The sequence below is a fragment of the Amycolatopsis sp. FDAARGOS 1241 genome (assembly GCF_016889705.1).
Taxonomy (GTDB): domain Bacteria; phylum Actinomycetota; class Actinomycetes; order Mycobacteriales; family Pseudonocardiaceae; genus Amycolatopsis.
Window position 1 is genome coordinate 9,354,592 of the sequence record NZ_CP069526.1, and the last position, 22,666, is coordinate 9,377,257.

General features: G+C 68.6%; 21 protein-coding genes. 10 read left to right on the top strand and 11 right to left on the bottom strand.

All coding sequences use genetic code 11. The annotated features are described in order from the left end of the window. Positions 1–365 precede the first annotated feature (365 nt). Genes I6J71_RS45360 through I6J71_RS45370 form a run of 3 tightly spaced genes read left to right on the top strand, consistent with a single transcriptional unit; the run spans position 366 to position 3,025 of the window. Positions 366–1,292 carry an ABC transporter substrate-binding protein gene (locus I6J71_RS45360; protein ID WP_204092489.1) on the top strand — a complete coding sequence of 309 codons (927 nt, stop codon included), beginning with the start codon at positions 366–368 and terminating at the stop codon, positions 1,290–1,292. Between the two features lie 24 nt (positions 1,293–1,316). Beyond that, on the top strand, positions 1,317–2,255 hold the full coding sequence (locus I6J71_RS45365; RefSeq protein ID WP_204092490.1) for an amino acid ABC transporter permease: 939 nt from the start codon (positions 1,317–1,319) through the stop codon (positions 2,253–2,255). Beyond that, positions 2,252–3,025, top strand: coding sequence for an amino acid ABC transporter ATP-binding protein (locus I6J71_RS45370; protein ID WP_204092491.1), 774 nt, complete (start codon positions 2,252–2,254; stop codon positions 3,023–3,025). Before I6J71_RS45365 ends, I6J71_RS45370 begins: the two co-directional genes overlap by 4 nt. Before the next feature lie 217 nt (positions 3,026–3,242). Here I6J71_RS45370 and I6J71_RS45375 read toward each other — a convergent pair whose 3' ends face one another. The 4 genes from I6J71_RS45375 to I6J71_RS45390 form a co-directional block, all read right to left on the bottom strand. Beyond that, entirely contained in the window at positions 3,243–3,989 is a 747-nt protein-coding gene (locus tag I6J71_RS45375) for an ESX secretion-associated protein EspG (RefSeq protein WP_204092492.1), read from the bottom strand. A 306-nt stretch (positions 3,990–4,295) separates the two neighbouring features. Next, positions 4,296–5,549, bottom strand: a complete 1,254-nt coding sequence (locus I6J71_RS45380; RefSeq protein ID WP_204092493.1) for a hypothetical protein — start codon at positions 5,547–5,549, stop codon at positions 4,296–4,298. Positions 5,550–5,551: 2 nt separating this feature from the next. Next, a complete protein-coding gene (locus I6J71_RS45385; protein WP_204092494.1) occupies positions 5,552–6,154 on the bottom strand; it encodes a DUF3558 domain-containing protein in 603 nt (200 codons plus the stop codon). Then, positions 6,155–6,577, bottom strand: coding sequence for a hypothetical protein (locus I6J71_RS45390; protein WP_239154280.1), 423 nt, complete (start codon positions 6,575–6,577; stop codon positions 6,155–6,157). A gap of 403 nt (positions 6,578–6,980) precedes the next feature. Here I6J71_RS45390 and I6J71_RS45395 point away from each other — a divergent pair, with 403 nt between their 5' ends. Beyond that, a complete protein-coding gene (locus I6J71_RS45395; RefSeq protein ID WP_239154281.1) occupies positions 6,981–9,293 on the top strand; it encodes an oxidoreductase in 2,313 nt (770 codons plus the stop codon). Between the two features lie 762 nt (positions 9,294–10,055). Here I6J71_RS45395 and I6J71_RS45400 read toward each other — a convergent pair. Then, a complete protein-coding gene (locus tag I6J71_RS45400; RefSeq protein WP_204092497.1) occupies positions 10,056–10,622 on the bottom strand; it encodes a hypothetical protein in 567 nt (188 codons plus the stop codon). Positions 10,623–10,817: 195 nt separating this feature from the next. Here I6J71_RS45400 and I6J71_RS45405 point away from each other — a divergent pair, with 195 nt between their 5' ends. Genes I6J71_RS45405 through I6J71_RS51565 form a run of 4 tightly spaced genes read left to right on the top strand, consistent with a single transcriptional unit; the run spans position 10,818 to position 14,829 of the window. Continuing rightward, entirely contained in the window at positions 10,818–12,641 is a 1,824-nt protein-coding gene (locus I6J71_RS45405) for an NHL domain-containing thioredoxin family protein (protein WP_204092498.1), read from the top strand. A 40-nt stretch (positions 12,642–12,681) separates the two neighbouring features. Further along, positions 12,682–12,975 (top strand): co-chaperone GroES, encoded by a 294-nt coding sequence (locus I6J71_RS45410; RefSeq protein WP_204097585.1) that lies wholly within the window; start codon positions 12,682–12,684, stop codon positions 12,973–12,975. 22 nt (positions 12,976–12,997) lie between these two features. Continuing rightward, positions 12,998–13,780, top strand: a complete 783-nt coding sequence (locus I6J71_RS51560; protein WP_370542060.1) for a hypothetical protein — start codon at positions 12,998–13,000, stop codon at positions 13,778–13,780. Continuing rightward, positions 13,666–14,829 carry a VanW family protein gene (locus I6J71_RS51565; RefSeq protein WP_370542061.1) on the top strand — a complete coding sequence of 388 codons (1,164 nt, stop codon included), beginning with the start codon at positions 13,666–13,668 and terminating at the stop codon, positions 14,827–14,829. Before I6J71_RS51560 ends, I6J71_RS51565 begins: the two co-directional genes overlap by 115 nt. A gap of 60 nt (positions 14,830–14,889) precedes the next feature. Here I6J71_RS51565 and I6J71_RS45420 read toward each other — a convergent pair whose 3' ends face one another. From I6J71_RS45420 to mug, 4 genes are all read right to left on the bottom strand, one after another. Further along, entirely contained in the window at positions 14,890–15,165 is a 276-nt protein-coding gene (locus I6J71_RS45420) for a GlsB/YeaQ/YmgE family stress response membrane protein (protein WP_204092499.1), read from the bottom strand. A 211-nt stretch (positions 15,166–15,376) separates the two neighbouring features. After that, entirely contained in the window at positions 15,377–17,221 is a 1,845-nt protein-coding gene (locus tag I6J71_RS45425) for an acyl-CoA dehydrogenase (protein ID WP_204092500.1), read from the bottom strand. Positions 17,222–17,379: 158 nt separating this feature from the next. Beyond that, complete coding sequence (locus tag I6J71_RS45430; RefSeq protein ID WP_204092501.1) at positions 17,380–18,168, bottom strand: response regulator transcription factor; 789 nt, start codon at positions 18,166–18,168, stop codon at positions 17,380–17,382. Positions 18,169–18,462: 294 nt separating this feature from the next. Beyond that, complete coding sequence (mug, locus tag I6J71_RS45435) at positions 18,463–19,011, bottom strand: G/U mismatch-specific DNA glycosylase (protein WP_204092502.1); 549 nt, start codon at positions 19,009–19,011, stop codon at positions 18,463–18,465. A 28-nt stretch (positions 19,012–19,039) separates the two neighbouring features. On the opposite strand from mug, the gene I6J71_RS45440 reads away from it, so the two are divergent. After that, a complete protein-coding gene (locus I6J71_RS45440) occupies positions 19,040–19,705 on the top strand; it encodes a class I SAM-dependent methyltransferase (RefSeq protein ID WP_239154282.1) in 666 nt (221 codons plus the stop codon). Between the two features lie 162 nt (positions 19,706–19,867). Here I6J71_RS45440 and I6J71_RS45445 read toward each other — a convergent pair whose 3' ends face one another. Further along, positions 19,868–20,509 carry a VanZ family protein gene (locus I6J71_RS45445; RefSeq protein ID WP_204092503.1) on the bottom strand — a complete coding sequence of 214 codons (642 nt, stop codon included), beginning with the start codon at positions 20,507–20,509 and terminating at the stop codon, positions 19,868–19,870. A gap of 90 nt (positions 20,510–20,599) precedes the next feature. Beyond that, positions 20,600–20,731: a hypothetical protein gene (locus I6J71_RS50105; RefSeq protein ID WP_255570698.1), complete on the bottom strand. Its 132-nt coding sequence runs from the start codon at positions 20,729–20,731 to the stop codon at positions 20,600–20,602. A gap of 214 nt (positions 20,732–20,945) precedes the next feature. Here I6J71_RS50105 and I6J71_RS45450 point away from each other — a divergent pair, with 214 nt between their 5' ends. Continuing rightward, positions 20,946–22,643 carry a bifunctional UDP-sugar hydrolase/5'-nucleotidase gene (locus I6J71_RS45450; RefSeq protein WP_204092504.1) on the top strand — a complete coding sequence of 566 codons (1,698 nt, stop codon included), beginning with the start codon at positions 20,946–20,948 and terminating at the stop codon, positions 22,641–22,643. The last annotated feature ends 23 nt before the right edge of the window (positions 22,644–22,666 follow it).

Sequence of the window (22,666 nt, forward strand, 5' to 3'; positions counted from 1 at the left end):
GGGGCCCTTCTCTTGAGCAAATCGGCTGAACGGCGTCGGCCCGCTGCCCGTGGCCAGTGGTGCCCGCGCGTGTATCTCCCGAGCTGGGTGGTGACGCTGCGGCGGTGCGTCGCGGCTACCTGCTGTGGCTGTTGGTGGTTTCCCGCGCCCGCCGCACGGTGTGATCTTTCCTCGTCCACTGTAGACGTGGTGTGGTATGAACCACACACTCGTAGCTTACTGGACGATACCGGGAGTCACGGCTGCTCAGTGTGAAACGGCGCCGTAACGTATGGGTGCTGTGCATACACGCTGACGAGTGGCAATATGCGTGCTCTCGACAGTTGAGAACTACGAGGAGTGACGAAGTGGCCCGAGGACACCAGATGAAGGCACTCGCCCTTCTCCCGGCTTTCGCGCTGGTCGGCCTGACCGTGGCCTGTGGCGCGGGCGGAAGTGGCGCCGGTGACGCGGGGAGCGGCAACAGCCCTTCCGCGGCGGCACCCGGAGGCTCGTCGGACATCCCGGCGGCCGCCAAGGACGACAAGCTCGCGGCGATGGTGCCGGCGTCGATCACGGCGGACGGCAAGATCCTGGTCGGTCAGGACCAGAGCTACCCGCCGAATGAGTTCCAGGACGAGGGCGGCAAGGTCACCGGGTTCGACGTCGACCTCGGCACCGCGATCGGCCAGAAGCTCGGCCTGAAGATGGAGTTCCAGAACTCCGCGTTCGACGGCATCATCCCCGGCATCCAGGCCGGCAAGTACGAGCTCGCGATGTCCTCGTTCAGCATCAACCCCGAGCGGCTCCAGACCGTCGACATGGTCAGCTACTACAAGGCCGGCACCTCGCTGGCCGTCCTCAAGGGCAACCCGGACGGGCTGAACCTCGACGACCTCTGCGGCAAGAAGATGGGCGTGCAGAAGGGCACCACGCAGGTCGACGACCTGCAGAAACGTTCCGAGGACTGCACCAAGGCCGGCAAGCCCGCCATCGACGTCACCCAGCTGCAGGCCCAGACCGACGTGAACCTGGCGCTCACCGCCAAGCGCGTGCAGGGCGAGCTGGCCGACTCCCCGGTGATCGACTACGCCGTGAAGCAGACCGGCGGGCAGCTCGAGGTCCTCGGCGCGCCCTACGACACGGCTCCCTACGGCATCGTGCTCAAGAAGGACAGCGGCGACTACACGAAGGCCGTGCAGCAGGCCGTGCAGGCGCTGATCGACGACGGCACCTACAAGAAGATCCTCGACAAGTGGGGCCTGTCCGGTGCGGGCGCGGTGACCACGTCGGAGATCAACCCGGCGTCCTGAGGCAGCAGATAGGACGTAGTTCTCGTGTCCAGTGACTTCGACGCGCCTCCGAAGGTGGAGGCGCCGGTCGACACCACGCCCATCAAGGCCGTCCCGGTGCGCCACTACGGGCGCTGGGTGGCCGGGGTGATCATCCTGTTCCTGGCGTTCCTGGTCGTTCGCAGCCTGATCACCAACCCGAACTTCCAGTGGCCCGTCGTCTGGGACTACCTGTTCAACGACCGGATCCTGCGAGGTCTGACCAACACGTTGATCCTCACCGGGATCTCGATGGTCATCGGCATCATCGGCGGCATCCTGCTCGCTGTGATGCGGCTGTCGCCGAACCCGTTGATGAAGAGCGCGGCCGGGATCTACATCTGGCTGTTCCGCGGCACGCCGCTGATCACCCAGCTGCTGGTGTGGAACTTCCTGGCGTTCGCGTACCCGCGGATCGGGCTCGGGGTGCCGTTCGGCCCCGAGTTCGTCTCGTGGGACACGAACACCCTCATCAGCCAGTTCACCGCGTCGCTGCTGGGCCTCGGGCTCAACGAGGCCGCGTACATGGCCGAAATCGTGCGCGGCGGCATCCAGTCCGTTGACAGTGGACAGTTGGAGGCCGCGTCGGCACTGGGCATGAGCCGAGGCAAGACGTTGCGCCGGATCATCCTCCCGCAGGCGATGCGCGTGATCATCCCGCCGACCGGCAACGAGACGATTTCCATGCTGAAGACCACGTCCCTGGTCGTGGCGATCGGCTACACGGAACTGACGGTGGCGGCGCAGACGATTTACGCGCAGAACTTCAAGACCGTGCCGCTGTTGCTCGTCGCCGTGATCTGGTACTTGATCATGACGTCGATCCTCACGATCATCCAGTTCTTCATCGAGCGCTACTTCTCCCGCGGCACAGGACGAACCGGCGCCCCGGCGCAGACGTGGCGAAATCGCTTGTTCAGCAGGGGCGGAGGCAACGTCACATGACCGCGGTCGTTTCCGCGCAGAAGATCTGCAAGAGCTTCGGTTCGCTGGACGTGCTCAAAGGCATCGACCTCGAGGTCCACGAACGTGAGGTGCTGTGCCTCATCGGCCCGTCCGGCTCCGGCAAGTCGACCCTGCTCCGCTGCATCAACCACCTGGAAAAGATCGACGCCGGGCGGTTGTACGTGGACGGCGTCCTCGTCGGTTACAAGCAACGGGGCGACAAACTCCACGAGCTGCGGGAGAAAGAGGTCGCGTTCCAGCGCAAGGACATCGGCATGGTGTTCCAGCGCTTCAACCTCTTCCCCCACATGACCGCGCTCGAGAACGTCATGGAAGCCCCGATCCAGGTCCGCGGCGAACGCAAATCCGACGTCCGCACGCGCGCCCTGGATCTTCTGGACCGCGTTGGCCTGGCTGACAAAGCGGCCTCCTACCCGGCGCAACTCTCCGGCGGCCAGCAACAACGCGTCGCCATCGCCCGGGCGCTGGCCATGCAGCCCAAGCTGATGCTCTTCGACGAACCCACGTCCGCCCTGGACCCCGAACTCGTCGGCGACGTCCTGGGCGTCATGCGCCAACTGGCGAAAGACGGCATGACCATGGTCGTGGTCACCCATGAAATGCAATTCGCCCGCGAGGTCGCCGACAAGGTCCTCTTCATGGACGGCGGCGTCGTCGTGGAGGCCGGCCCGCCCGACCAGGTCATCGGCAACCCACACCACGAGCGGACGAAGGCGTTCCTGGCCCGCGTCCTGAGCCCGAACGCTTGACGGTGTGGCCGCTTCCCCCGGGAAGCGGCCACACTGCTGTTCAGCTCATCTTCAACGGGCTGATCTCTGCGGCGGCGAGTTGCCCGGCCATCTTGCAGGCATCGTTCAGCACGCGGTTTCCGGTTCGCAGCCGCGTGTAGACGATGTAGGTCGGCTCATCCGTGACGCCAACTGCGTCGCCAGTCGGCTTACCACGAACCGGATGCGGCAGCTACTCTCAGCGCCCGCTGCGCAGTTCCTTCTCGATCTGCTGAACCTTGTTCACGATGTCCTGCGGCCCCGCCCCGGACAGGCTGATCCACCCCGACTTGTCCACCCCGAACAGGATCCGGCCCTGCTCGGTGTCGATCCACCCGGGCGGATTTTCGTTGCGCAAGCGCTTTCCCCGCCCGTCCCGCACCGCGACGTACAGGCGGCCGAAGTACGTCTTCGGCGCCCTGATCCACTGCAGGACCTGCTTCGCGTCGCGGATGCTCGGGCTCGTGGCACTCGGGATTTCGCCGCTCTTGATGGCGTTCAAGTCCGCGTCAGAGCAGTTCAACGACGCGATCCGCGCGGGTGGCGCCTCGGGCAGCAGCAACGCGAACTCCCGCGCCAGCGCCTCCGCGGACACCGGCGCGACGTAGAGCACCTGGTTGACCGCCACCACGCTCACCGCATCTCGCCCACTCGCCGCGGTGCGGACGGTGCGTTCGCCCTTGTCGGACTTCACCCACGAGTAGTACTCGACGCCGGGGCGTTGCAGCAGCTGCAGGACCTCGACGAAGTCGTCGTCGAGCCGCCCGCTGCGCAGCAGCCCCCGCTGGTTCAGCTCCGCGTCCGTCTCGGCCGCCAGCTGCTTCCGCTCGTCCGGCGAGTACCACAACGCGCCCCGCACGAGCGTCGGGTGGATGTCCCCGAGGTTGAGCCGCTCGAGCAACACCTCGTAGGTCTGCAGGCTCAGCTCCACCGGCTTGCGCAGCACTTACTTCTCCCCCTCTAGAGAACCTTTCGGCGCGCAGTCGGAAGCCCTTCGCGAACGCCGACTCGGCGCCGCTGTTCCGTGAGATGTCGCCACCGTGCCTCCCCGCACGGGCCGCTCCATTGCCGAGCGCGGCCTACCCTCAGTTCAGATTCCGCTTCGCCTGGTGACTTTAACAGGGTTCAAACGCGCCAAACGGCGCTTCCCACAAGATCACCCAGCTCGGTATACGGCCGTGACTGTCACTGATCCGGCCCAGTGGCGAGACGGCGCGGACCCGGTGCCGACCCACGCCGTACCGCCGCCTCGCTACGCCCCGATCACCGGCGGTGTCGGCTTGTTGCCGTCGTATCCGCCGAAGATGGAGTCCGGGTCTTCTTCTGAAAGGAGGATCTTGCGCTGGTGTTCCTCGTCCTCGGGCCCTTTGCCGCCCTTTCCACCGGCGGCACCCATGCCACCCATACCGGGCTGACCCTTGGCACCCGCCGCCCCCATCCCGCCGGGACGCGCGGCTCCCGCACCTTCTCCCATCGCACCAGCGCCGCTCCCGGCGCCCGCGCCGCGTCCAAGCCCGGCCGCACCGCCGCTCGACGCACCGCCTCCACCGGGCCCGAAGCGGCCGCTACTGCCGCTCCCGCCCGGTCCGAAGCCGCCACCGAACCTGCCGCCGCCCGACCCGAAGCCGCCACCCCCGCCGGGCCCGAACCCGCCGACGGGTCCGAACCCCGGCGTGAAGCCGCTGCCGCCCCCGCCGGGCCCGTTGACCCCGCCGCCCCCCTGCCACGACGGCGACCCCGGCCCACCGGGCGTCTGCGCCGGGCCCGCAAACGCGGCACTCGTCGTGTCATTCGCCGCCGGCACCACCGGCGCGTTCACGGCCGGCGTGTGTCCAGGCGGGGGAGGTGCTTGGTAGCCGGCTGCGCCGGGAGGTGCGGAGTATGTGGAGGGTCCAGGCGTGTATCCACCGGAGTGCCCGGACGAGTGACCACTGCTGCCGGAAACGTGGTTCCCACCAGAAGTCCCGGTAGCAGTCGAGTCGGGGGTGATGCCACCGGATGACACATTGGGGTCGTGCGCAGCAGGGTAGTCCATCGGCAGGTTCCGGGACCGCACCTGGCTGCCGCCGGAATACTGGTTGTACGCGGCGACGTTCTTCTGCGTATCGCTGTCGAACTGTGCCGCTGCTTTTTCGTCGTCGCTGGCGCCGATTGATAGCCAGTCTTCAAGTGTGCTGTCGTCTGGCCTCGAGTCGGCGACGGGCACGACGGCGTTCTTTACCGTGTTGAAAGCCGACGACTGCTGCTCGATGGACTGCCGCATCGTGTCCATCTTTTCCGCAGCTGTGCGCGAGGTTGTGATCAATGGCGCAAGGCCAGCCTTCCCCGATTCTGCCGCCTGGCCTTTCCAAAAATTGTTCAAAGCTTTCTGACTGTCAGTCAGCTTGTTGGCGACGTCTTCGTGGATGGCTTTGAGGTCTCCGCAACCGCGGCCAACGGCATCCATGCTGGAGGTATCGCCTGGGTCGTGAAGTTGCTTGTAGATATCCGAACCCGAAAGCGGCATGGTCAGCTCGCCTTCAATCGATTGATGACGAGTGCGCTCATCTGGGTGGCCATTTTGCAGGGATCAGACATTCCGGGGTTGCCGTCGAAAAGGTGAGTGATCACCGTGTAAGTCAGGTCGTCCCGCACACCCACGGCTATGGCGCAAGTGCCCGGTGCCTCGTCGCCTTGGCTGTAGATGACAGCTGGATAGCCCGCAACGGGAGGGGCGGGTTTGAATGTTGTCAGGTGTCCTGCTTTGTTCTCGAGGTAGAGGTTGTTCAGACCCTTCTTGTTGCCAGTTACAAACGTCCCGGCGATATTTCCTGTGGCGCCGGCAAAGTTCCACTGGCAGGTCTTACCGGGTACAGAGTCGTAGACATTCGTGCCCTGGACCGCTCCGCCCAGCTGCTCGATTTCAGCGGTAGTGGCGGCCGCGCAAGGATCTGTCTCGTACCGAGCGGTGTTCGTGATGGGCTGCGAAACCTTGGGCGCCAGCATCGGTTCCGTAGGCGATGGTGACTGCGAAGCTTGGGCGGCCTGCCCGCCGGTCGATCCACCGCACGCCGAGGCGGCCAGCACCGAAAGTCCGACGACTAGCAGCGCAAAAACGCTTCGGGTTCGCATTCAGTCGACCTTCCTGGTTCCGCGAAGCGCATCGATCGCGGTTTGATCATGGTTCGCGTACGCGGTCCGGACTTCTTTGAGGGCTTCGACATACGCTTTGATGTATTGGACTGTGCCTGCGAGGTATTGGTTGTAAACGGTGGTCGCGCGAACCGCAGCATCGATGTAATCCTGGCTCACTTGATCGCTGCCAGGTGGACCCACCTGGGCGAACAGGGTTCCGATGTTCTGTGCCCTGGTGTAATCGCTGTTGATGCTGTCCTCGAGCTGCTGGATCACCTTGTCCATCGCCGCGGCATCGAACTCCCATCCGCGGTTGTTGGCCGCAGCTGCGAAGTCCGCCTTGGCTTGTCCGGAGCCAAGCGCCTTGTAATCCGGCGGAGGCCCCGACGTCGTGACCGGTCCGGTGGCCGGCAGGGGCACTGGTGGTGCACCCGGAGGCGGTGGCGGCGCTTGCCCCGGTGTTGTCAGCTCGTTCTGGACCCCTTGAAGTCCACCCGTCTGTCCGTCTGGCATGTCGTGCCTCCCCGCACGGGCCGCCGGCGGCGGCCTACCCTCTGTTCAGCTCCAGTTCCAGCAAGTGACCTTAACAGGGACGACATGCCGGCAGGGCCGGTTCCCACAAGATCACCCGGCGAGGCTCGATGCTCGGCGGGCGTTGAAAAACCCCGAACGACGCACGAAGGCGCACGCCGCAACCAATACACGTTGTAATCACCAGGAAGCAATCGGTAAACCACCTGACCACAGCCATCCGGGCTACTCCGTTAGGACGATTGCGCCCCGGCCCTCCTTCCGATTCGCTGGGGGCCGAACGCAGCGGCGAATGAGGGGGCACGTGCCGACCGACACGACGTGGCCGCCGCTGGATCCGTTCGCCGGGGTGCCCGACAAGAGGTACGAAGTCAAGGCCGCGGATCTGCTCAAGCCCGGCTCGGCCGGGATCCTGCGGTGGCGCCGGCAGGCCACGAACGCGCCGATCGTGCAGGTGGAGGACGCCTACATCACCGGGACGTTCGACCTCAGGGCCGCGGACATCGGGTACCTGTTCCGGTTCGAACGCTGTCGGTTCGAGAGCCCGCCGGACGTGCGGGAGGCGAACGTCCTCGGCCTGGTCTTCCGGAAGTGCTGGCTGCCCGGGCTGAAGGCGCGCAACCTCAGGAGCCGCAACGACGTGCGGCTGATCCGCAGCGTCGTGGAGGTCGGGCCGGAGGACAGCGAGATCCCCGAGACGACCATCATGCGCGGCGACGACCGCGAGCGCGGCATGCCCAACGCCGCCGTCAACCTGACCGACGCCGTGGTGGAAGGGTCGGTCGTGCTGACGCGCACGACGATCAAGCACCCCCACGGCAAGGCGATCCAGGCCGACCGCCTCGTGATCACCGGCGCGCTGCTCGCGTACCGCATGGTGGCGCGCGGCGAGGTGCGCGTGCCGGGCATGCGCACGGGCGGCAACGTGAACTTCTCCGGCGCCACGTTCGACAACCCGGACGGCTTCGCGCTCAACGGCAACGGCCTCCACATCGGCGGGAGCCTGCTGTGCGAAGTGGACAACTACGGCCCGGCCGCCGAGCGGAAGCGGTTCTCCGCCAAGGGGATCGTGTACCTGCCGAGCGCCACTGTGGACAGTGACATCGTGCTGCGCGAGGCCCACCTGGCCGTGAACCAGAACGGTCCGGTGGCCGTGGACGCGTGGAAGTCCAACGATCCGTACCTCGACCCGCGGCCGGCGCTCGTCGCCGATCGGCTGAAGGTGGACGGCAACCTGGAGCTGTCCGACGGGCTGCGGGCGTTCGGCACGCTGCGCATGGTCAACGCTCGCATCGGCGGCTCGCTGCGCCTCGCCGGCGCGGAGATCAAGATGGTGCGCGGCCGCGCGGCGCCGTACTACGACCGCGCGCTGCACCTGGACGGGTCGACGATCGGCGGGGACGTCGAGGCCACCAGCCTGCGCGTGCCCGTGGGCCAGCTGCGCATGGCGGACGTGCAGATCGGTGGCAACTTCCTCGCGTGGAACTCGATGTTCCTGCATCCCGGCCGAGACGTCTTCTCCGCGCGGCGCGCCAAGATCGCCGGCAACTTCCAGCTCACCGACGCGACGCTGGAGGGCACGCTGCGCCTGCAGGGCGTCGAGGTGGGCGGCAGCGTGAACCTGTTCGGCACGAAGCTGACGGAGCCGGGGCAGCGCAGCACGTCCAGCTTCTCGCTCGACGTCCGGACCGCGCGCATCGGCCGCGACCTGGTGCTGACGGAGAACAAGGACCGCGCGTTCGTCGCCGAGGGCGGCGTCAACCTGGACGGCGCGCAGATCGCGCGGCGGCTCGAGTTCGGCGGCGCCCAGCTCGGTTCGCTTCCGGCGCACGGGATCGCGCTCGACGCGAGCGACGTGACCGCCGACGAGTTCCTGCTCGGCCTGCGCACGCCGCCCGCCGGGCGCGTCGTCCTGCGCCGCGCGCACTGCGGGACGCTCGGCGACACCGAGGAGTTCTGGGCGGCGCGCGACGGCATCGAGCTCGACGACTTCCGCTACGACGCACTGAAACGCGGCATCGCCCTCGACGACGACGCCGCGCTCGACCACCGCATCGCCCTGCTGCGCAAGGCGATGCGCGGCTACCGACCCGGCCCGTACGACCAGCTCGCGGCGACACTGCGCGCGGCCGGCAACGAGGAACACGCGTCGACAGTCGGGTTGCGCAAGCAGGAGTTCCGCTACGACGCGCTGGCCAAGGGCTTCAAGATCTTCGGCCCGGGCGTGCGGTTGTGGAGCTTCCTGCAACGTTCGATGGTCGGCTACGGCTACCGCCCGGTGCGCGCGCTGGGCTGGCTGCTGACGCTGCTGGTGCTCGGCAGCCTGTGGTTCGGCCTCGGCAGCGACGACTGCGTGCAGAACCCCGGCCGCTACGCCGTCAGCGGGCCGCGCTGCCTGGTGAACCAGCAGGACACGGGCCTGCAGTGGAACCCGGTGATCTACACGGCCGACCTGCTGGTGCCGATCGTGGACTTCGGCAACAAGTCCCGCTGGTACATGCACGGCGTCGACAACTGGGTCGCCGCCGGCTTCACCGTCTCCGGCTGGATCCTCGCCACGACCGTCGCGGCGGGCTTCGGCCGCATGGTCCGCCGCGACGGTTGATCGCTTGGCGTCGATTTCGTGGACGCGTGGGTTGCTGCGACGGCTGACTGGGTTGGCGTCGATTTCGTGGGCACGTTCCTCGGCCGCAGCACGGGCCGGCGCGGATTCCCGTGCGTGACCGCGAGGCCTGGTTCGGCGTCGGGCTGGCAGCTGGGCGGGTTGGAGTTCGACTTTGTGCGCCTGCCGGGAAGCCCGGGTTCGGATTCATGGCCGGAATTCGCGGCTGGCTCGCCGTTTGTGATCGGTACCAGCCCGAACACACAGCCGCTGTGGCCTGCGCTGTCGATCGAGGGCCGGTGCGCCTGTTGCCGCACCTGGACACGTCACACCCGCAACGCGCCCACAACGCTCGCCGTCCGCGGTGCCTGCCGTCCGCAACGCCAGCCGTTCACGTTCAGCCGTGCCGATGAGCGCGCTGTCCGAATGGCAGCGGCACGTGACCACCCGAAACGGCGTGTCCGCAACGCCGCCGTGCCGGGGTCCGGCAACGCTCGCAGCCCGCAACGTGAGTCGTCTTCCACTCCGCCGCGGCCGCGCAACGCCCGCCCTCCCTCAGGGGGCTCCCCCAAGATCCATTTTATCGGGGAGGGGCGACGGCAAGCAGGAAAACGGCGGGGCATGGCCGAGTTGTCCACAACTCGCGGACGGTGTGGATAACTGGTGAATCGGCGACGTCCGGACGAGGGTCTTCTGGCGCCCTGGCGTCACAGGAGGGGCGCCGACGCCACGGCGGCCGAGAACGTCGAAGGACGTGAGGTCAGCTCATTCGACCAGGTCCGACCAGAACTCCACCGCGCGGGCCTCCCCCGGCTCCTCCTCCAACGGTGACGCCCCGAACTCGTGCCGCAGGTAGCCGCGCAGGTCCCACCCGCAGACCGCCACGTCGGACCGGTACACCGACAGCACCGGGTATCCCGACGTGCCCGCGATGCCCGGCAGGTAGCGATGTCCGCAGACGGGCACCAGTTGCGGTACCGAAGCCAACGCGCGGCGAGCGCACGCCAGAGCGTTGGACAGCACCCGCGGCCGGACGCCCCACGACGGGCGCCACAGGCCGTTGTGCTCGACCTCGTACAGGAGCCCGTCCACGGGCCAGTCCAGGCGCTTGCGCAGGTGGTCCGGGTTGCCGTGGAGCCAGTCGGGCCAGCGGTCGCCCACGGGGACGCCCGCGGTGAGGAACGTGCGGTGGTCGAGGGAAAACCGGAAGCCGAACTGGGCTTCGACGTCGTCGAGGTCGGTGTCGGACAAGCCGGGGCGCAGGGGCTCCCCGAGGCTTTCCTGCAGGGTGCGGGCCTCCTCCACCGTGAGGACTTGCTGGACGTGCGACATGCGAAGGAGCGTACGTACCGCCAACCCGCCGCCGCGCGCCCTTTTCCGCCGCTTTGACGGTTGCCCGGCGCCTGACCCCTGGGCTCCCTCGCCGGGGTGAGGTTCTTCTCTCAGAGCGTGGATAACGGAACACGTCACGGCAACGTGTAGTTCACTCTTCGCGTGACTTCCCGACAAGCACGCCCACAAGCACGCGTGCGCGCCCCGGAACTCAACGGCGACATCTGGCTGAACACGGGCGGCCGCCGGCTTTCGCTGGCGGAGCTGCGCGGGCGCATCGTGCTGCTCGACTTCTGGACCAGCGGCTGCGTCAACTGCCTGCACGTGCTCGACGAACTGCGCCCGCTCGAGGAGGAGTTCGGCGACGTCCTCGTGACGATCGGCGTGCACTCGCCGAAGTTCCAGCACGAGGGCACGCGCGAGTCGGTCGAGGCGGCCGTGCGGCGCTACGAGGTGCATCACCCGGTGGTCAGCGACCCGAAGATGGAGCTGTGGTCGCAGTACGCCGTGCGCGCGTGGCCGACGCTGGCGGTCGTGGACCCCGAGGGCTACGTCGTGCACGTCGCCGCGGGTGAGGGCCACCGGGAGGCGCTGCGGCGCGTCGTCGCGGACCTCGTGGAGAAGCACGCGGCCAAGGGCACGCTGCGCCGCGGCGGCAGCCCGTACGTGGCCGTCGAGGAGCAGCAGACCGAGCTGCGCTTCCCGAGCAAGGCGGTCGCCACCGCCGAGGGCCGCATCCTGGTCGCCGACACCGGCCACCACTCCGTGGTCGAGTTCGCGTCCGACGGCGAGACCGTGATCCGCCGCTTCGGCAGCGGCGAGCGCGGCGCGCACGACGGGCCGTTCGACGTGGCGACCTTCACCGAACCGGCCGGGATCGCGCTGCTGCCCAACGCGGTCGCGCAGCGCGCCGGCTACCACGCCGTCGTCGCGGACACCTCGGGGCACCGCCTGCGCGGCCTCGACCTCAACACCGGCGAGGTCACCACGGTCGCGGGCACGGGCAACCAGTGGCGCAACGGTAACGACACCGGCAACGCCCTGGACGTCGACCTCACGAGCCCGTGGGACGTCGCGTGGTGGGACCCGGCCGGCGGCGTCGTGGTCGCCATGGCAGGCAACCACACGCTCAGCGTCTTCGACCCCGTCTCCGGCGACATCCGCCGCTTCGCGGGCACTACCGTCGAAGGCCTGAGAGACGGCGACGTGCGCGAAGCGTTCTTCGCGCAAACCTCCGGCCTCGCCCCCGACGGCGACAAGCTGTGGCTCGCCGACGCCGAAACCTCGGCGCTGCGCTGGATCGAGCCCGACGGCGAGACGTTCGCGGTGCACACCGCCATCGGCACCGACCTGTTCTCCTTCGGGCACGCCGACGGCCCGGCCGACCAGGCGCTGCTGCAGCACCCACTGGGCGTGGCCGTGCTGCCCGGCGACCGCATCGCGATCGCCGACACCTACAACGGCGCCGTGCGCCGCTACGACCCGTTCACCCGCGAAGTCACCACGCTCGCGACCGGCCTCGCCGAGCCGCAGGGCCTGCTGCTGCACGACGGTGAGCTCTTCGTCGTCGAGTCCGCGGGCAACCGCCTCGCTCCGCTGGCCACCGAGGTCACGAACGTGGCGGGCGAGAAGAACGCCGTCCGCCGCCCGCCGACGGTGCTCGCGCCCGGCGACGTCGACTTCGCCGTGGTCTTCACGCCGCCGCCGGGGGAGAAGCTCGACGAGCGCTACGGCCCGTCCACGCGGCTGGAGATCAGCGCGTCGCCCCCGGAGCTGCTCGCGGACGGCTCGGGCGTCGGCACGGACCTGACGCGCCGGATCCGGTTCGCCGAAGGCGTCACCGAGGGCGTGCTCCTGGTCGTCGCCCAAGCGGCCAGCTGCGACGACGGCGGCGAGCACCCCGCGTGCCGCATCACGAGGCAGGACTGGGGTGTTCCGGTGCGCTTCCAAAGCGGTGGTGAGCGGTTGCTCAACCTGGTCATGGCGGGTGAACCGAAGGCGGCGTCACCCGGTCAGTAGCATTGTGGGCGTGTCGCAGAAGCCCAAGCTCGAAATCCAGATGCTGCAGGACCGCGTGCTCGTGCGCCTGGCGCCCGAGGAGGGTGAGCGCCGCAGCAGCGGCGGCATCGTGATTCCGGCGACCGCGCAAGTGGCGCGCAGGCTCGCCTGGGGTGATGTACTGGGCGTCGGCAACAGTGTGCGCAACATCAAGCAGGGCGATCGCGTGCTCTTCAACCCGGAGGACCAGCTCGAGGTCGAAATCCAGGGCGAGGGGCACTTCGTGATGCGCGAGCGGGACATCCACGCCGTGGCCACCGAGCGGACCGAACACGGCACGGGGCTCTACCTGTAATTCCCCGGCCAGGGGAGGCAGCGTGCGCGAAGAGGACGACGCCTACTTCGTCGACGAGCTGCTGCCCCAACGGGCCCCGCTCCCCGAAGACGACGACCTCGCCACGGAGATCTTCTCCGTCGTCGACGGCCCGGCGCCGCGGGAACGACCGCACAAGAAGCTGCGAACGGGCGTCGCGCGCACGTTCATGATCGTCGGCTGCGCGCTCGGCCTCTTCGTGCTGCTGTACGCGATCGACCTCGTCACCAGTGCCGGGGACGTGCCGCGCGGTGTGCTCGTGGCGGGCGTCGACGTCGGCGGCCTTTCGCACGCCGACGCCGAGGCGAAGCTGCGCACGCAACTGCAGCCGCGGCTCACACGACCGGTTCCGGTACACGCGGGTGACGTCACGGCGTCGCTGGTGCCCGCGGAATCCGGCCTCGGCCTCGACTGGCCGGCCACGCTCGCGCAGGCCGGCCACCAGCCGCTCAGCCCCATCACCCGCATCCTGTCGTTCTTCACCACGCGCGAAGTGGGGGTGGTGAGGAAGACGGACCACGAGCAGGTCGAGCAGGCTGTGCGCGGGCTCGCGGCCGCCAAGCTCAACCACCCGCTGGTCGAGGGCAGCATCGGCTTCCGGCCCACGGCGGCGTCACGCCGTATGCGGTGGAACCGCGCCAAGGCCAGGAGCTCACCGACGTTCCGGGCGCTGTGCAGAACGTCGTCGACGAGTGGCTGGTCCCGAGCGGCGTCGCGCTGCGAATGGCCGTCACGCCCGCGAAGTCGACGTCGGCCGGCGTCCACGCGCTGCTGGACCGGGTCGTGACGCCCGCCGTGGCGACGCCGGTGACGTTGCACGGCCGAGGCAAAGACGTCGCGGTGAAGCCGGCCGCCCTAGCGGCCGCCTTCCAGTTTGCCCCGCGCGACGGTGGCACGCTCGAACTGCGCATCGACCAGAGCAAACTGCGGCGGGCCGTGCAGAAGGACCTGGCGACGACGGAAACCGATGGGAAGAACGCCGAAATCGTGTTCACCACGGGCGCTCCCACCGTCCAGCCGTCCGAGGACGCGCGGAAGATCAACTGGGCGAACACCTTCAAGCCGCTCACGGCCGTGCTCGCGAAGGCGGCCGGGCGCGACCTCACCGTGGCCTACGACACCACGAAACCCAGCCTGTCCACCGATGACGCCAACGCGCTGGGCCTCCAGGAGGTCATCGGCGAGTTCACCACGAGCGGCCTCACCGGCCCGGCGGTCACGAACGTGCAGACGCTGGCGGAGCATGTGTCCGGCGCGATCGTGAAGCCCGGCGAGACGTTCAGCCTCGGCGCCCGCTCGGGCGCGCGGACCGCGGCCAACGGCTACGTCAGCGCACCCGCGGACGAGGACGGCGCGGGTCCTTCCGTGGTGGGCGGCGGGGTTTCGCAGCTCGCGTCCACTTTGTACAACGCGGCGTACCTGGCGGGCCTCGGCGACGGCGGCCACCTCGCGCACGACCACTACCTCGACCGCTACCCCGCCGGCCGCGACGCGAAGGCCGTGGACGACAGCGGAAACCCGGTGGAGCTCAAGATCACCGACGAGGACGACACCGGTTTCGCCATCCAGGCCGGCGTCAACGGGGATTCCGTGACGGTGCGGATCTGGGGCACGAAGCACTACCGCGTCGAGAGTCGCACCGGCGGCCCGTCGGACGAAGTCGAGCCGATCATCCAATTCGGACCCGGCTCCGACGGCGAGTGCCACCCGTCGGCGGGTGCACCGGGGTTCAGCGTCTCCGACACGCGCGTGCTCTACGACTTGGCCACGGGCAACGAAGTCCGCGAGGAAACTCGCAACACCACCTACTCGCCGGAACCGATCGTCGTCTGCTGACCGTCCACAAAGAACGGCCCGGCCCCTCTCGCGAAGGACCGGGCCGAGCCGGGAGCACAGCTACCTCTTGATGCTTCGCCTGCCCCACAGGTTCGCCGCGAGCGTGACCCCGAGTGCGGCGAGCACGACCTGGGTGATGATCTCGAGCCAGTCGATGCCGTTCGTGTTGGCGTACCCGATGCCGCGCGCGATGGCGGTGCCGACGAACGCGGCGACGATGCCCACGATGATGGTGAGCCAGATCGGGATCGACTGCTTGCCGGGCGCGACCAGTCGGCCCAGCAGGCCGAGGATCAAGCCGATCACGATGGCGGAGATGATGCCGGAGACAGTCATCGTCACTCCTCTGCCTGATGGGATCCGCGGCCCTGCCGCGGATTCGGTCCCGGAATGCCCGCCGAACCGGCCGCCGAAACCTGCGAACACCGTGATTACACCCCTTACTCGCCCGTTCGCGGCCATTCGCAGCAGGTGAAGTCACTCGATAGAAACGCGAACGCCCCCGGCCCGAAATCGGCCGGAGGCGTCCGCAGCGGAAGGGGGAGACTCAGAAAGCCGCCTCGGCCACGTCCATCAGCGCGTTGTCGGCGTTCTCGACGATCGTGCGCCGCGAGGACAGCTCCGGCAGCACCGACTTGGCGAAGAACGACGCCACGGCCACCTTGCCCTCGTAGAACGGCACGTCCTTGGCCGGCGCGCCGGCGTCCAGCTTCGCGGTGGCGACCTCGGCCTGCTTGAGCAGCTGCCAGCCGACCAGCAGGTCGCCCATCGACATCAGCAGCCGCACCGTGTGCTGGCCGACCTTGTTGATGTTCAGCGGGTCTTCCTGCGAAGCCGTGAGATGGCCGATCATCGCGCCGAGCATGCCCTGCGCGTCCTCGAGGGCCTGCTTGAGCAGCGCGCGCTCGTTCTTGAGCCGGCCGTTGCCCGCCTCGGACTCGATGAACTTCGTGATCTCGCCGGCGAGGTACGCGAGCGCTTGGCCCTTGTCGCGGACGATCTTGCGGAAGAAGAAGTCCAGCGACTGGATGGCCGTGGTGCCTTCGTACAGCGAGTCGATCTTCGCGTCGCGGATGTACTGCTCGAGCGGGTAGTCCTGCAGGAAGCCGGAGCCGCCGAGGGTCTGCAGCGACTGCACGAGCTGCTCGGTCGCGCGCTCGGAGCCGACGCCCTTGACGACGGGCAGCAGCAGGTCGTTGACGCTGTGCGCCAGCTTGAGCGCGGCCTCGTCACCCTCCTTCGTCCACAGCTGGTCCTGGAACGACGCCGTGTACAGGTACACCGCGCGCAGGCCTTCGGCGTACGCCTTCTGCAGCATCAGCGACCGGCGCACGTCGGGGTGGTGCGTGATGGTGACGCGCGGCGCGGTCTTGTCGAGCATGTTCGGCAGGTCGGCGCCCTGCACGCGCTCCTTGGCGTAGTCCAGGGCGTTGAGGTACCCGGTGGACAGCGTCGCAATGGCCTTGGTGCCGACCATCATGCGGGCGTACTCGATGACCTGGAACATCTGCGCGATGCCGTCGTGCACCTCGCCGAGCAGCCAGCCCTTGGCCGGGGTGCCGTGCTGGCCGAACGTCAGCTCGCACGTGGTGGACACCTTGATGCCCATCTTGTGCTCGACGTTGGTCACGAAGGCGCCGTTGCGCTCGCCGAGCTCACCGGTCTCGGAGTCGAAGTGGTACTTCGGCACGAGGAACAGCGACAGGCCCTTGGTGCCCGGCCTGGTCTCGATGCCGGGACCCTCGGGGCGCGCCAGCACGAGGTGCATGATGTTCTCGGCCATGTCGTGCTCGGCCGAGGTGATGAACCGCTTCACGCCGTCGAGGTGCCAGGAGCCGTCCTCCTGCAGCACGGCCTTGGTGCGGCCGGCGCCGACGTCGGAACCCGCGTCCGGCTCGGTCAGCACCATCGTGGCGCCCCACTGGCGGTCGATCATGAACTGCGCCCAGCGCTTCTGCTCTTCGGTGCCGTTGTTGTTCACGATCATGGCGAAGTTCGGGCCGGCCATGTACATGAACAGCGGCGCGTTGGCGCCCAGGATGAGCTCCGAGGCGGCCCACTGCACCGTCGGGGGCAGGCCGAAGCCGCCGAGGTCGTTGGTGAGGCCGAGGCGCCACCATTCGCCGTCGAGGAGCTGCTTGTAGCTCTTCTTGAACGACTCGGGGATCTTCACGCTGAAGGTCTTGGGGTCGTACACCGGCGGGTTGCGGTCCGCGTCGGCGTAGGACTCGGCGAGCGGACCGGTGGCGAGCTTGTTCAGCTCCGCGAGCACGCCGCGCGCGGTTTCCTCGTCCGACTCGGCCAGCGCGCCCTTGCCAAGGCGATCCTGCACGCCGAGTACCTCGAAGAGGTTGAACTCCAGGTCTCGGACGTTGCTCTTGTAGTGGCCCATGTCGTCACTCCGTGTCGTCTTCGGCTTTCCGGCCGGGCACATGTTCCCTTACTCGCCGGTAACTTCAGGATATTACCTACGAGTAACTGGAGCAAGCGAATCCGCTCTTCCAGGGGGCGAATTCCACCGAAAAACCGACATCGACCAGGAAGCCGACGTCAACGCGTGCCGCGCGCCACGGCGCGGTCGACGGGCATCGGGGTGTGGCCGTCGTCCGCGTGGGGCACGAGGATGCCGCTGCGGAACGCGATGGTCACCGCGTGTGTGCGGTCTCGCGCCGTGAGCTTGCGCAGGATGCTCTTCACGTGGGTGCGCACCGTTTCGACGGAGAGGAACAGCAGCTTCGCGATCGCCGAGTTCTCCAGGCCCTCGGCCACGAGCTGCAGCACCTGGTACTCACGGCGCGACAGGGGCATGGCCCCCTTGGGCTGCGTCAGGTGTTCCTCCGCCGGCGCCGCGCGCGGGGCCGGCTGGCGTTTGGGTCGCGCCGTGAGCGCGGCGAGCCCCGGGTCGATGTAGCGCCGGTCGGTGTGCGCGCGCCGGACGGCCTCGGCCAGCCGCCGCGGGTCCACGGCCCGGGGCACGATGGCGTGCGCACCCGCCGCGATGGCCGTGGCCAGGAACTGCTGGGTGCGGTTCACGTCGCGGACCAGCGTCACGAGCACCACGGCCGGATCGCCCGAGTTGAGCATCTTCATGAGGTGGCAGTGCGGATCGAGTGCCGAATCGAGGATCACGACATCGGGGCGCACCTGCTCGCACAGCTGCATCGCCGCGTGGTGGCTCGCCGCCTGGCCCGCCCAGTGCAGCCCCGGCGTCCGGTGGACCATCGCCGCGAGTCCCTCGCGGAAGATCGGGAGCGGGTCGACCACAGCGACTCCCAAGCTGCGGTTCGCGGTCGGTTGTCCGGGCACAGCCGGCGTTCGGTAGGGCTCGATGCCGCGCATCTCGGGCCTCCGTCCTCTGGTCGTTCCCGGGTCGCCAGACCGCCCACGCACGCCCCCCGGCGTGCCGTCCCGGCACCACCCGATCCCCCCTGCTGGGACCGGACAGGAATGACACCTTGTCCTTGATTCGACTCCTTCGGAAGGCGCTTGTGACGCGGTTTCCCCCTCATGGCCGTATCGGCAGGTTGCAGCAAACTCTCCGTAGAAAAATAAGCTTGATCAGCGGGTTTTTGGCCCTATGCAGTCAAGGCGGTTCGGCCATCCGCTACTGAGGGTGTACCCGAAAGTTGGCCGCTAAGTGACAAGTTGTGCACGGAGCGCTGCGAACTCCGCTGCCAGGCCGGCGGGGGTCCAGTGGGCGTTGAGACCGCTCGGGTTGGGCAGGACCCAAACGCCGGTCTCGCCGATCTTGCGGGATTGGCGCCCGACCCCGGCGTGCTTTTCCCCGAACGCCGTCCGGTAGGCGGTGATGCCGAGGATCGCGAGCCAGCGGGGGTTGAATTCCAGCACCGTCTCGACGAGACGCTTGCCGCCTGCGCGCAGTTCGTCGCCGGTGAGTTCGTCGGCCCGTGCGGTGGTGCGGGCCACGACGTTGGTGATGCCGAGGCCGAGGTCGAGCAGCTCGCGCTGTTCACTCGGGTCCAGGAGCCGTGGGGTGAAGCCCCCGGCGTGCAGCGCGGGCCAGAACCGGTTGCCCGGGCGCGCGAAGTGCAGGCCCAGCGCGCCGGAGTAGAGGCCGGGATTGATGCCGCAGAACAGCACGTCCAGGCCGGGCTTGAGCACGTCGGGGATGGTCTTGTCCTGCGCGGCCGCGAGCTGGTCCTTGGTGGGTCGGATGGGCATGCGTCCAGTTTCCGGCACGCTGTCGGTCATGAGCACCACGCCCGACGGTTGTCCGGTGGACCTCTACGCGCTCCTGCCGGCCGCCGGTGAACCCGAGACCGTCCACGCCGCTGTGCCGCCCGGAGCTTCGATCCTGGAGCTCGGAAGTGGCTGCGGACGCGTCACGCACCCGTTGCTGGCTCTCGGGCACCCCGTGGTCGCCGTGGACGAGTCGGCGGAGATGCTCGCGCTCGTCCGCGGCGCCGAGACGCGCTGCGAGCGGATCGGCGACCTCTCGCTCGGGCGCGAGTTCGACGTGGTCCTGCTCGGCAGCCACCTGGTCAACGCCGCCGAGCCCACGGAGCGGCAGGCGCTGCTCGCCGCGAGCCGGCGGCACCTCGCGCCCGGCGGCCGGCTGCTCGTCGAGTGGCACCCGCCGGAGTGGTTCGACCACGTCGCCGCCGGGCCCGGTGGCCGGCTCGGCGAGGTGGCCGTGTCGCTGCACGACGTCGTCCGGGACGGCCCGCTGCTGTCCGCGCGGGTGCGCTACCGGCTCGGCGAGCGGGTGTGGCACCAGGAATTCACCTGCCGCCGCCTGACTGTTCCAGACCTGTGCGAGGCGCTGACCTCGGCCGATCTGGCGTTCGACGAGTGGGTGACCGCTGACCGGGATTGGTTCTCCGCACGCGGGGTAGCGGAGCGGGTACCGATCTAGGTAGCCTGTGTGATCTCTCGCACAACGTCGTAGGGAGGAGCCCGCGTGCAGCTTTGGGTTGTCCTCGCACTGGTGGCCCTCATCCTGGCCGCCGCAACGCTGATCGTGGTCCTGGAGGACCGGCGCGCCGCCAGGCGGGCGGCGCAGCAGCGGAGTGCTCGGCTAGCGCGTCTGGGCGAAGTCGATCCGCTCGCGCCGGGCCGGATGCGTGTGGATCGCTGAAGGGACGGCGAGCAGCGCGAGCAGCAGCGCCCCGAAGATCCAGCCGACACCGGCACCGACGGTGTTGTTGATGAGGTCGTCGACGTCGAAGATGCGGTAGGCGAACGGCGCGGTCCCGAAGTTCGCGGTGAGCTGCGTGATCTCAATGGCCAGTGACACGGTCGCGCCGACGGCCAGCGAGCCGACCAGCCCGCGGCGCCACAGGATCCGCGCGAACACACCCAGTGGCACGAACAGCAGCACGTTCATCGCGGCCTGCTGGAACGTCTGCGTGGTGAACCAGTGCGCCGCCGAGAGGCCGTGCTTCACGAGCTCCGTGTGGATGTCGGCGATCCACTGGAACGGCCGCAGCTGCACCGTCTGCTCGAGCCGCCGCCCGTCCGCGTCCGGCAGCGGCAGGAGGACGACCGCGAGGGCCAGGCACGCGTAGAACACGACGGCCGCGGTGGTCACGAGGCCGCGCAGCCGCGGGCGGCCGTAGCGCGCCAGCTGCAGCACGAGCTGCGGGACGAGGATCGTTCCCCACACCGCGAGGAACCCGATGAGGCCGTAGTGCAGGGCCGTGACCTGTGCGTTCGTCATGGCCAGAACGTTATGGATCTTGCGGGTCTCCGTGCTTCGGTCGAAGAGCCGGACGGGCCGGGGCTGGATCGGTCATCTGGCCGAGTCCGCTCAAGCCGATCGGTCGGGCTCCTCGTCGCGCTGCTCGTCCTCGGCCCGCTCCGCCCGCCACGCCGCGAACACGGTGCCCCCCACCAGCACGGCCACGACCGCCAACACGATCACGACGATCTGCACTTCCATCACGGCCCTCCGGGGTTCGCGCTGGTGATCGCTGCGCGGGCGCCCCGCGTTACGCCGGGCAACAGTAGCGCCCGAACCGGACACCGAGCAGAAAACGCCGGGTGACATTTGCTCATCACCATCCTTTTTCCTCTGGTGAGGACCCTCCTCTTTGGGCAGACTGCACCGCCGTGCGCTCGTTCCAGGGGACAACGAGTGCGAAACCGGAGGAAAAATGAGGCTCTTCACCCGGCTCGCGGTCACCGCCGCGGCCGTTTTGGCCACGGCAGCCGCCACGGGCGTGCCGGCACAGGCGGTGCACAAGGCCCAGACCACCGCCGTCCGGATCATCACGATCAACGACCTGCACGGCAACCTCGAGCCGCCGGCCGGGTCGAGCGGGCGCGTGACGCTGTCCGACGGGACCACCGTGGACGCGGGCGGCGCGGCGTACCTCGCGACGCACGTGAAGCAACTCGAGTCGCAGGTGCGCAACTCGATGGTGCTGTCGGCAGGCGACAACATCGGCGCGTCGCCGGTGATCTCGGCGCTGTTCCACGACGAGCCGACCATGGACTTCCTCAACGAGCTGGGCGTGAAGGCCTCCGTCGTCGGCAACCACGAGCTCGACGAGGGTTACCAGGAACTGCTGCGCATGCAGCTCGGCGGCTGCAACAAGACCGACGGCTGCCAGTTCCGTCCGTCCTACGGCGGCGCGGACTTCCCGATCCTCGGGTCCAATGTGTACTTCACGAACGGCCTGTCCGCGCTGCTGCCGTTCTCGATCCAGTTCTCCGGCGGCGTGCCGATCGGGGTCATCGGCGCCACGCTCAAGGACCTGCCCACCGTCGTGACGCCCGAGGCGATCAAGGGCCTCAAGTTCGGGGACGAGGTCCAGGCCATCAACCGCACCGCGAACATCCTCGACCTGCTCGGCATCAAGGCCCAGGTCGTGTTGCTGCACCAAGGCGACGAGACGCAGCCCGGCGCCGGCCCGAACGACTGCAAGGTCCAGCCGGACGGCGCCGCCGCGACGATCGCGAAGAACGTGAGCCCGAAGGTTGACGCGATCTTCACCGGCCACAGCCACCAGCAGTACAACTGCGTGATCAACGACCCGGCCGGCCAGCCGCGCCCGGTGATCCAGGGTGCGTCGTTCGGCCGGCTGCTGTCCGTCGTGGACCTGAAGGTCGACCTGCGCACGCACGACGTCGTCCGCTCGCAGACCCAGGCGCACAACGAGGTCGTGACCCGCGACGTCACGCCGGACCCGGCAGTGGCCAAGCTCGTCGACGAGGCCAGGACCAAGGCCGGTCCGATCGCCAACCGCCAGGTCGGCACCATCACCGCCGACCTCAAGGCCGCCGGCGCCGCGTCGGGCGAGTCGACGCTCGGCGACGTGATCGCCGATGCCCAGCTCGAGGCCACGAAGTCGGACAACGCGGTCGTCGCCATCACCAACCCCGGCGGCATCCGCGCGGACCTCACGTACGCGTCGTCGCCCAACGGCGAAGGCGACGGCGTGGTCACGTACGGCGAGGCGTTCAGCGTGCAGCCGTTCGCGAACATCATGCAGACGATCACGCTCACCGGCGCGAACCTGAAGAACGTGCTGGAGCAGCAGTGGGGCCAGCCGGGCGGCACCAAGATCCTGCAGATCTCGAGCAGCCTGCACTACACGTACTCGGCGTCGGCGCCGATCGGTTCGCGCGTTTCGAACATCACCGTGAACGGCGCGCCGGTCGACCCCGCGGCGACGTTCCGCGTGTCGGTGAACAACTTCCTCGCCGCGGGCGGCGACGGGTTCACCGAGTTCACGAAGGGCACCGACCTCGCGGGCGGCCCCGTGGACCTCGACGCGTTCACCGCGTACCTCGGCGCGCACCCGGGCATCGCGCCGCCGCCGGCGGACCGGATCACGGTCACCGCTTGATCGCCGGGGAGCCCCTTTGTTCG

Excerpts from the sequence above, each read along its gene's own strand:
- I6J71_RS45360 (WP_204092489.1), top strand. The coding sequence starts at position 366 with ATGAAGGCACTCGCCCTTCTCCCGGCTTTCGCGCTGGTCGGCCTGACC.
- I6J71_RS45370 (WP_204092491.1), top strand. The coding sequence starts at position 2,252 with ATGACCGCGGTCGTTTCCGCGCAGAAGATCTGCAAGAGCTTCGGTTCG.
- I6J71_RS45380 (WP_204092493.1), bottom strand. The coding sequence starts at position 5,549 with ATGCCGCTTTCGGGTTCGGATATCTACAAGCAACTTCACGACCCAGGC.
- I6J71_RS45385 (WP_204092494.1), bottom strand. The coding sequence starts at position 6,154 with ATGCGAACCCGAAGCGTTTTTGCGCTGCTAGTCGTCGGACTTTCGGTG.
- I6J71_RS45395 (WP_239154281.1), top strand. The coding sequence starts at position 6,981 with ATGAGGGGGCACGTGCCGACCGACACGACGTGGCCGCCGCTGGATCCG.
- I6J71_RS45400 (WP_204092497.1), bottom strand. The coding sequence starts at position 10,622 with ATGTCGCACGTCCAGCAAGTCCTCACGGTGGAGGAGGCCCGCACCCTG.
- I6J71_RS45410 (WP_204097585.1), top strand. The coding sequence starts at position 12,682 with ATGCTGCAGGACCGCGTGCTCGTGCGCCTGGCGCCCGAGGAGGGTGAG.
- I6J71_RS45420 (WP_204092499.1), bottom strand. The coding sequence starts at position 15,165 with ATGACTGTCTCCGGCATCATCTCCGCCATCGTGATCGGCTTGATCCTC.
- I6J71_RS45425 (WP_204092500.1), bottom strand. The coding sequence starts at position 17,221 with ATGGGCCACTACAAGAGCAACGTCCGAGACCTGGAGTTCAACCTCTTC.
- I6J71_RS45430 (WP_204092501.1), bottom strand. The coding sequence starts at position 18,168 with ATGCGCGGCATCGAGCCCTACCGAACGCCGGCTGTGCCCGGACAACCG.
- mug (WP_204092502.1), bottom strand. The coding sequence starts at position 19,011 with ATGCCCATCCGACCCACCAAGGACCAGCTCGCGGCCGCGCAGGACAAG.
- I6J71_RS45440 (WP_239154282.1), top strand. The coding sequence starts at position 19,040 with ATGAGCACCACGCCCGACGGTTGTCCGGTGGACCTCTACGCGCTCCTG.
- I6J71_RS45445 (WP_204092503.1), bottom strand. The coding sequence starts at position 20,509 with ATGACGAACGCACAGGTCACGGCCCTGCACTACGGCCTCATCGGGTTC.
- I6J71_RS50105 (WP_255570698.1), bottom strand. The coding sequence starts at position 20,731 with ATGGAAGTGCAGATCGTCGTGATCGTGTTGGCGGTCGTGGCCGTGCTG.
- I6J71_RS45450 (WP_204092504.1), top strand. The coding sequence starts at position 20,946 with ATGAGGCTCTTCACCCGGCTCGCGGTCACCGCCGCGGCCGTTTTGGCC.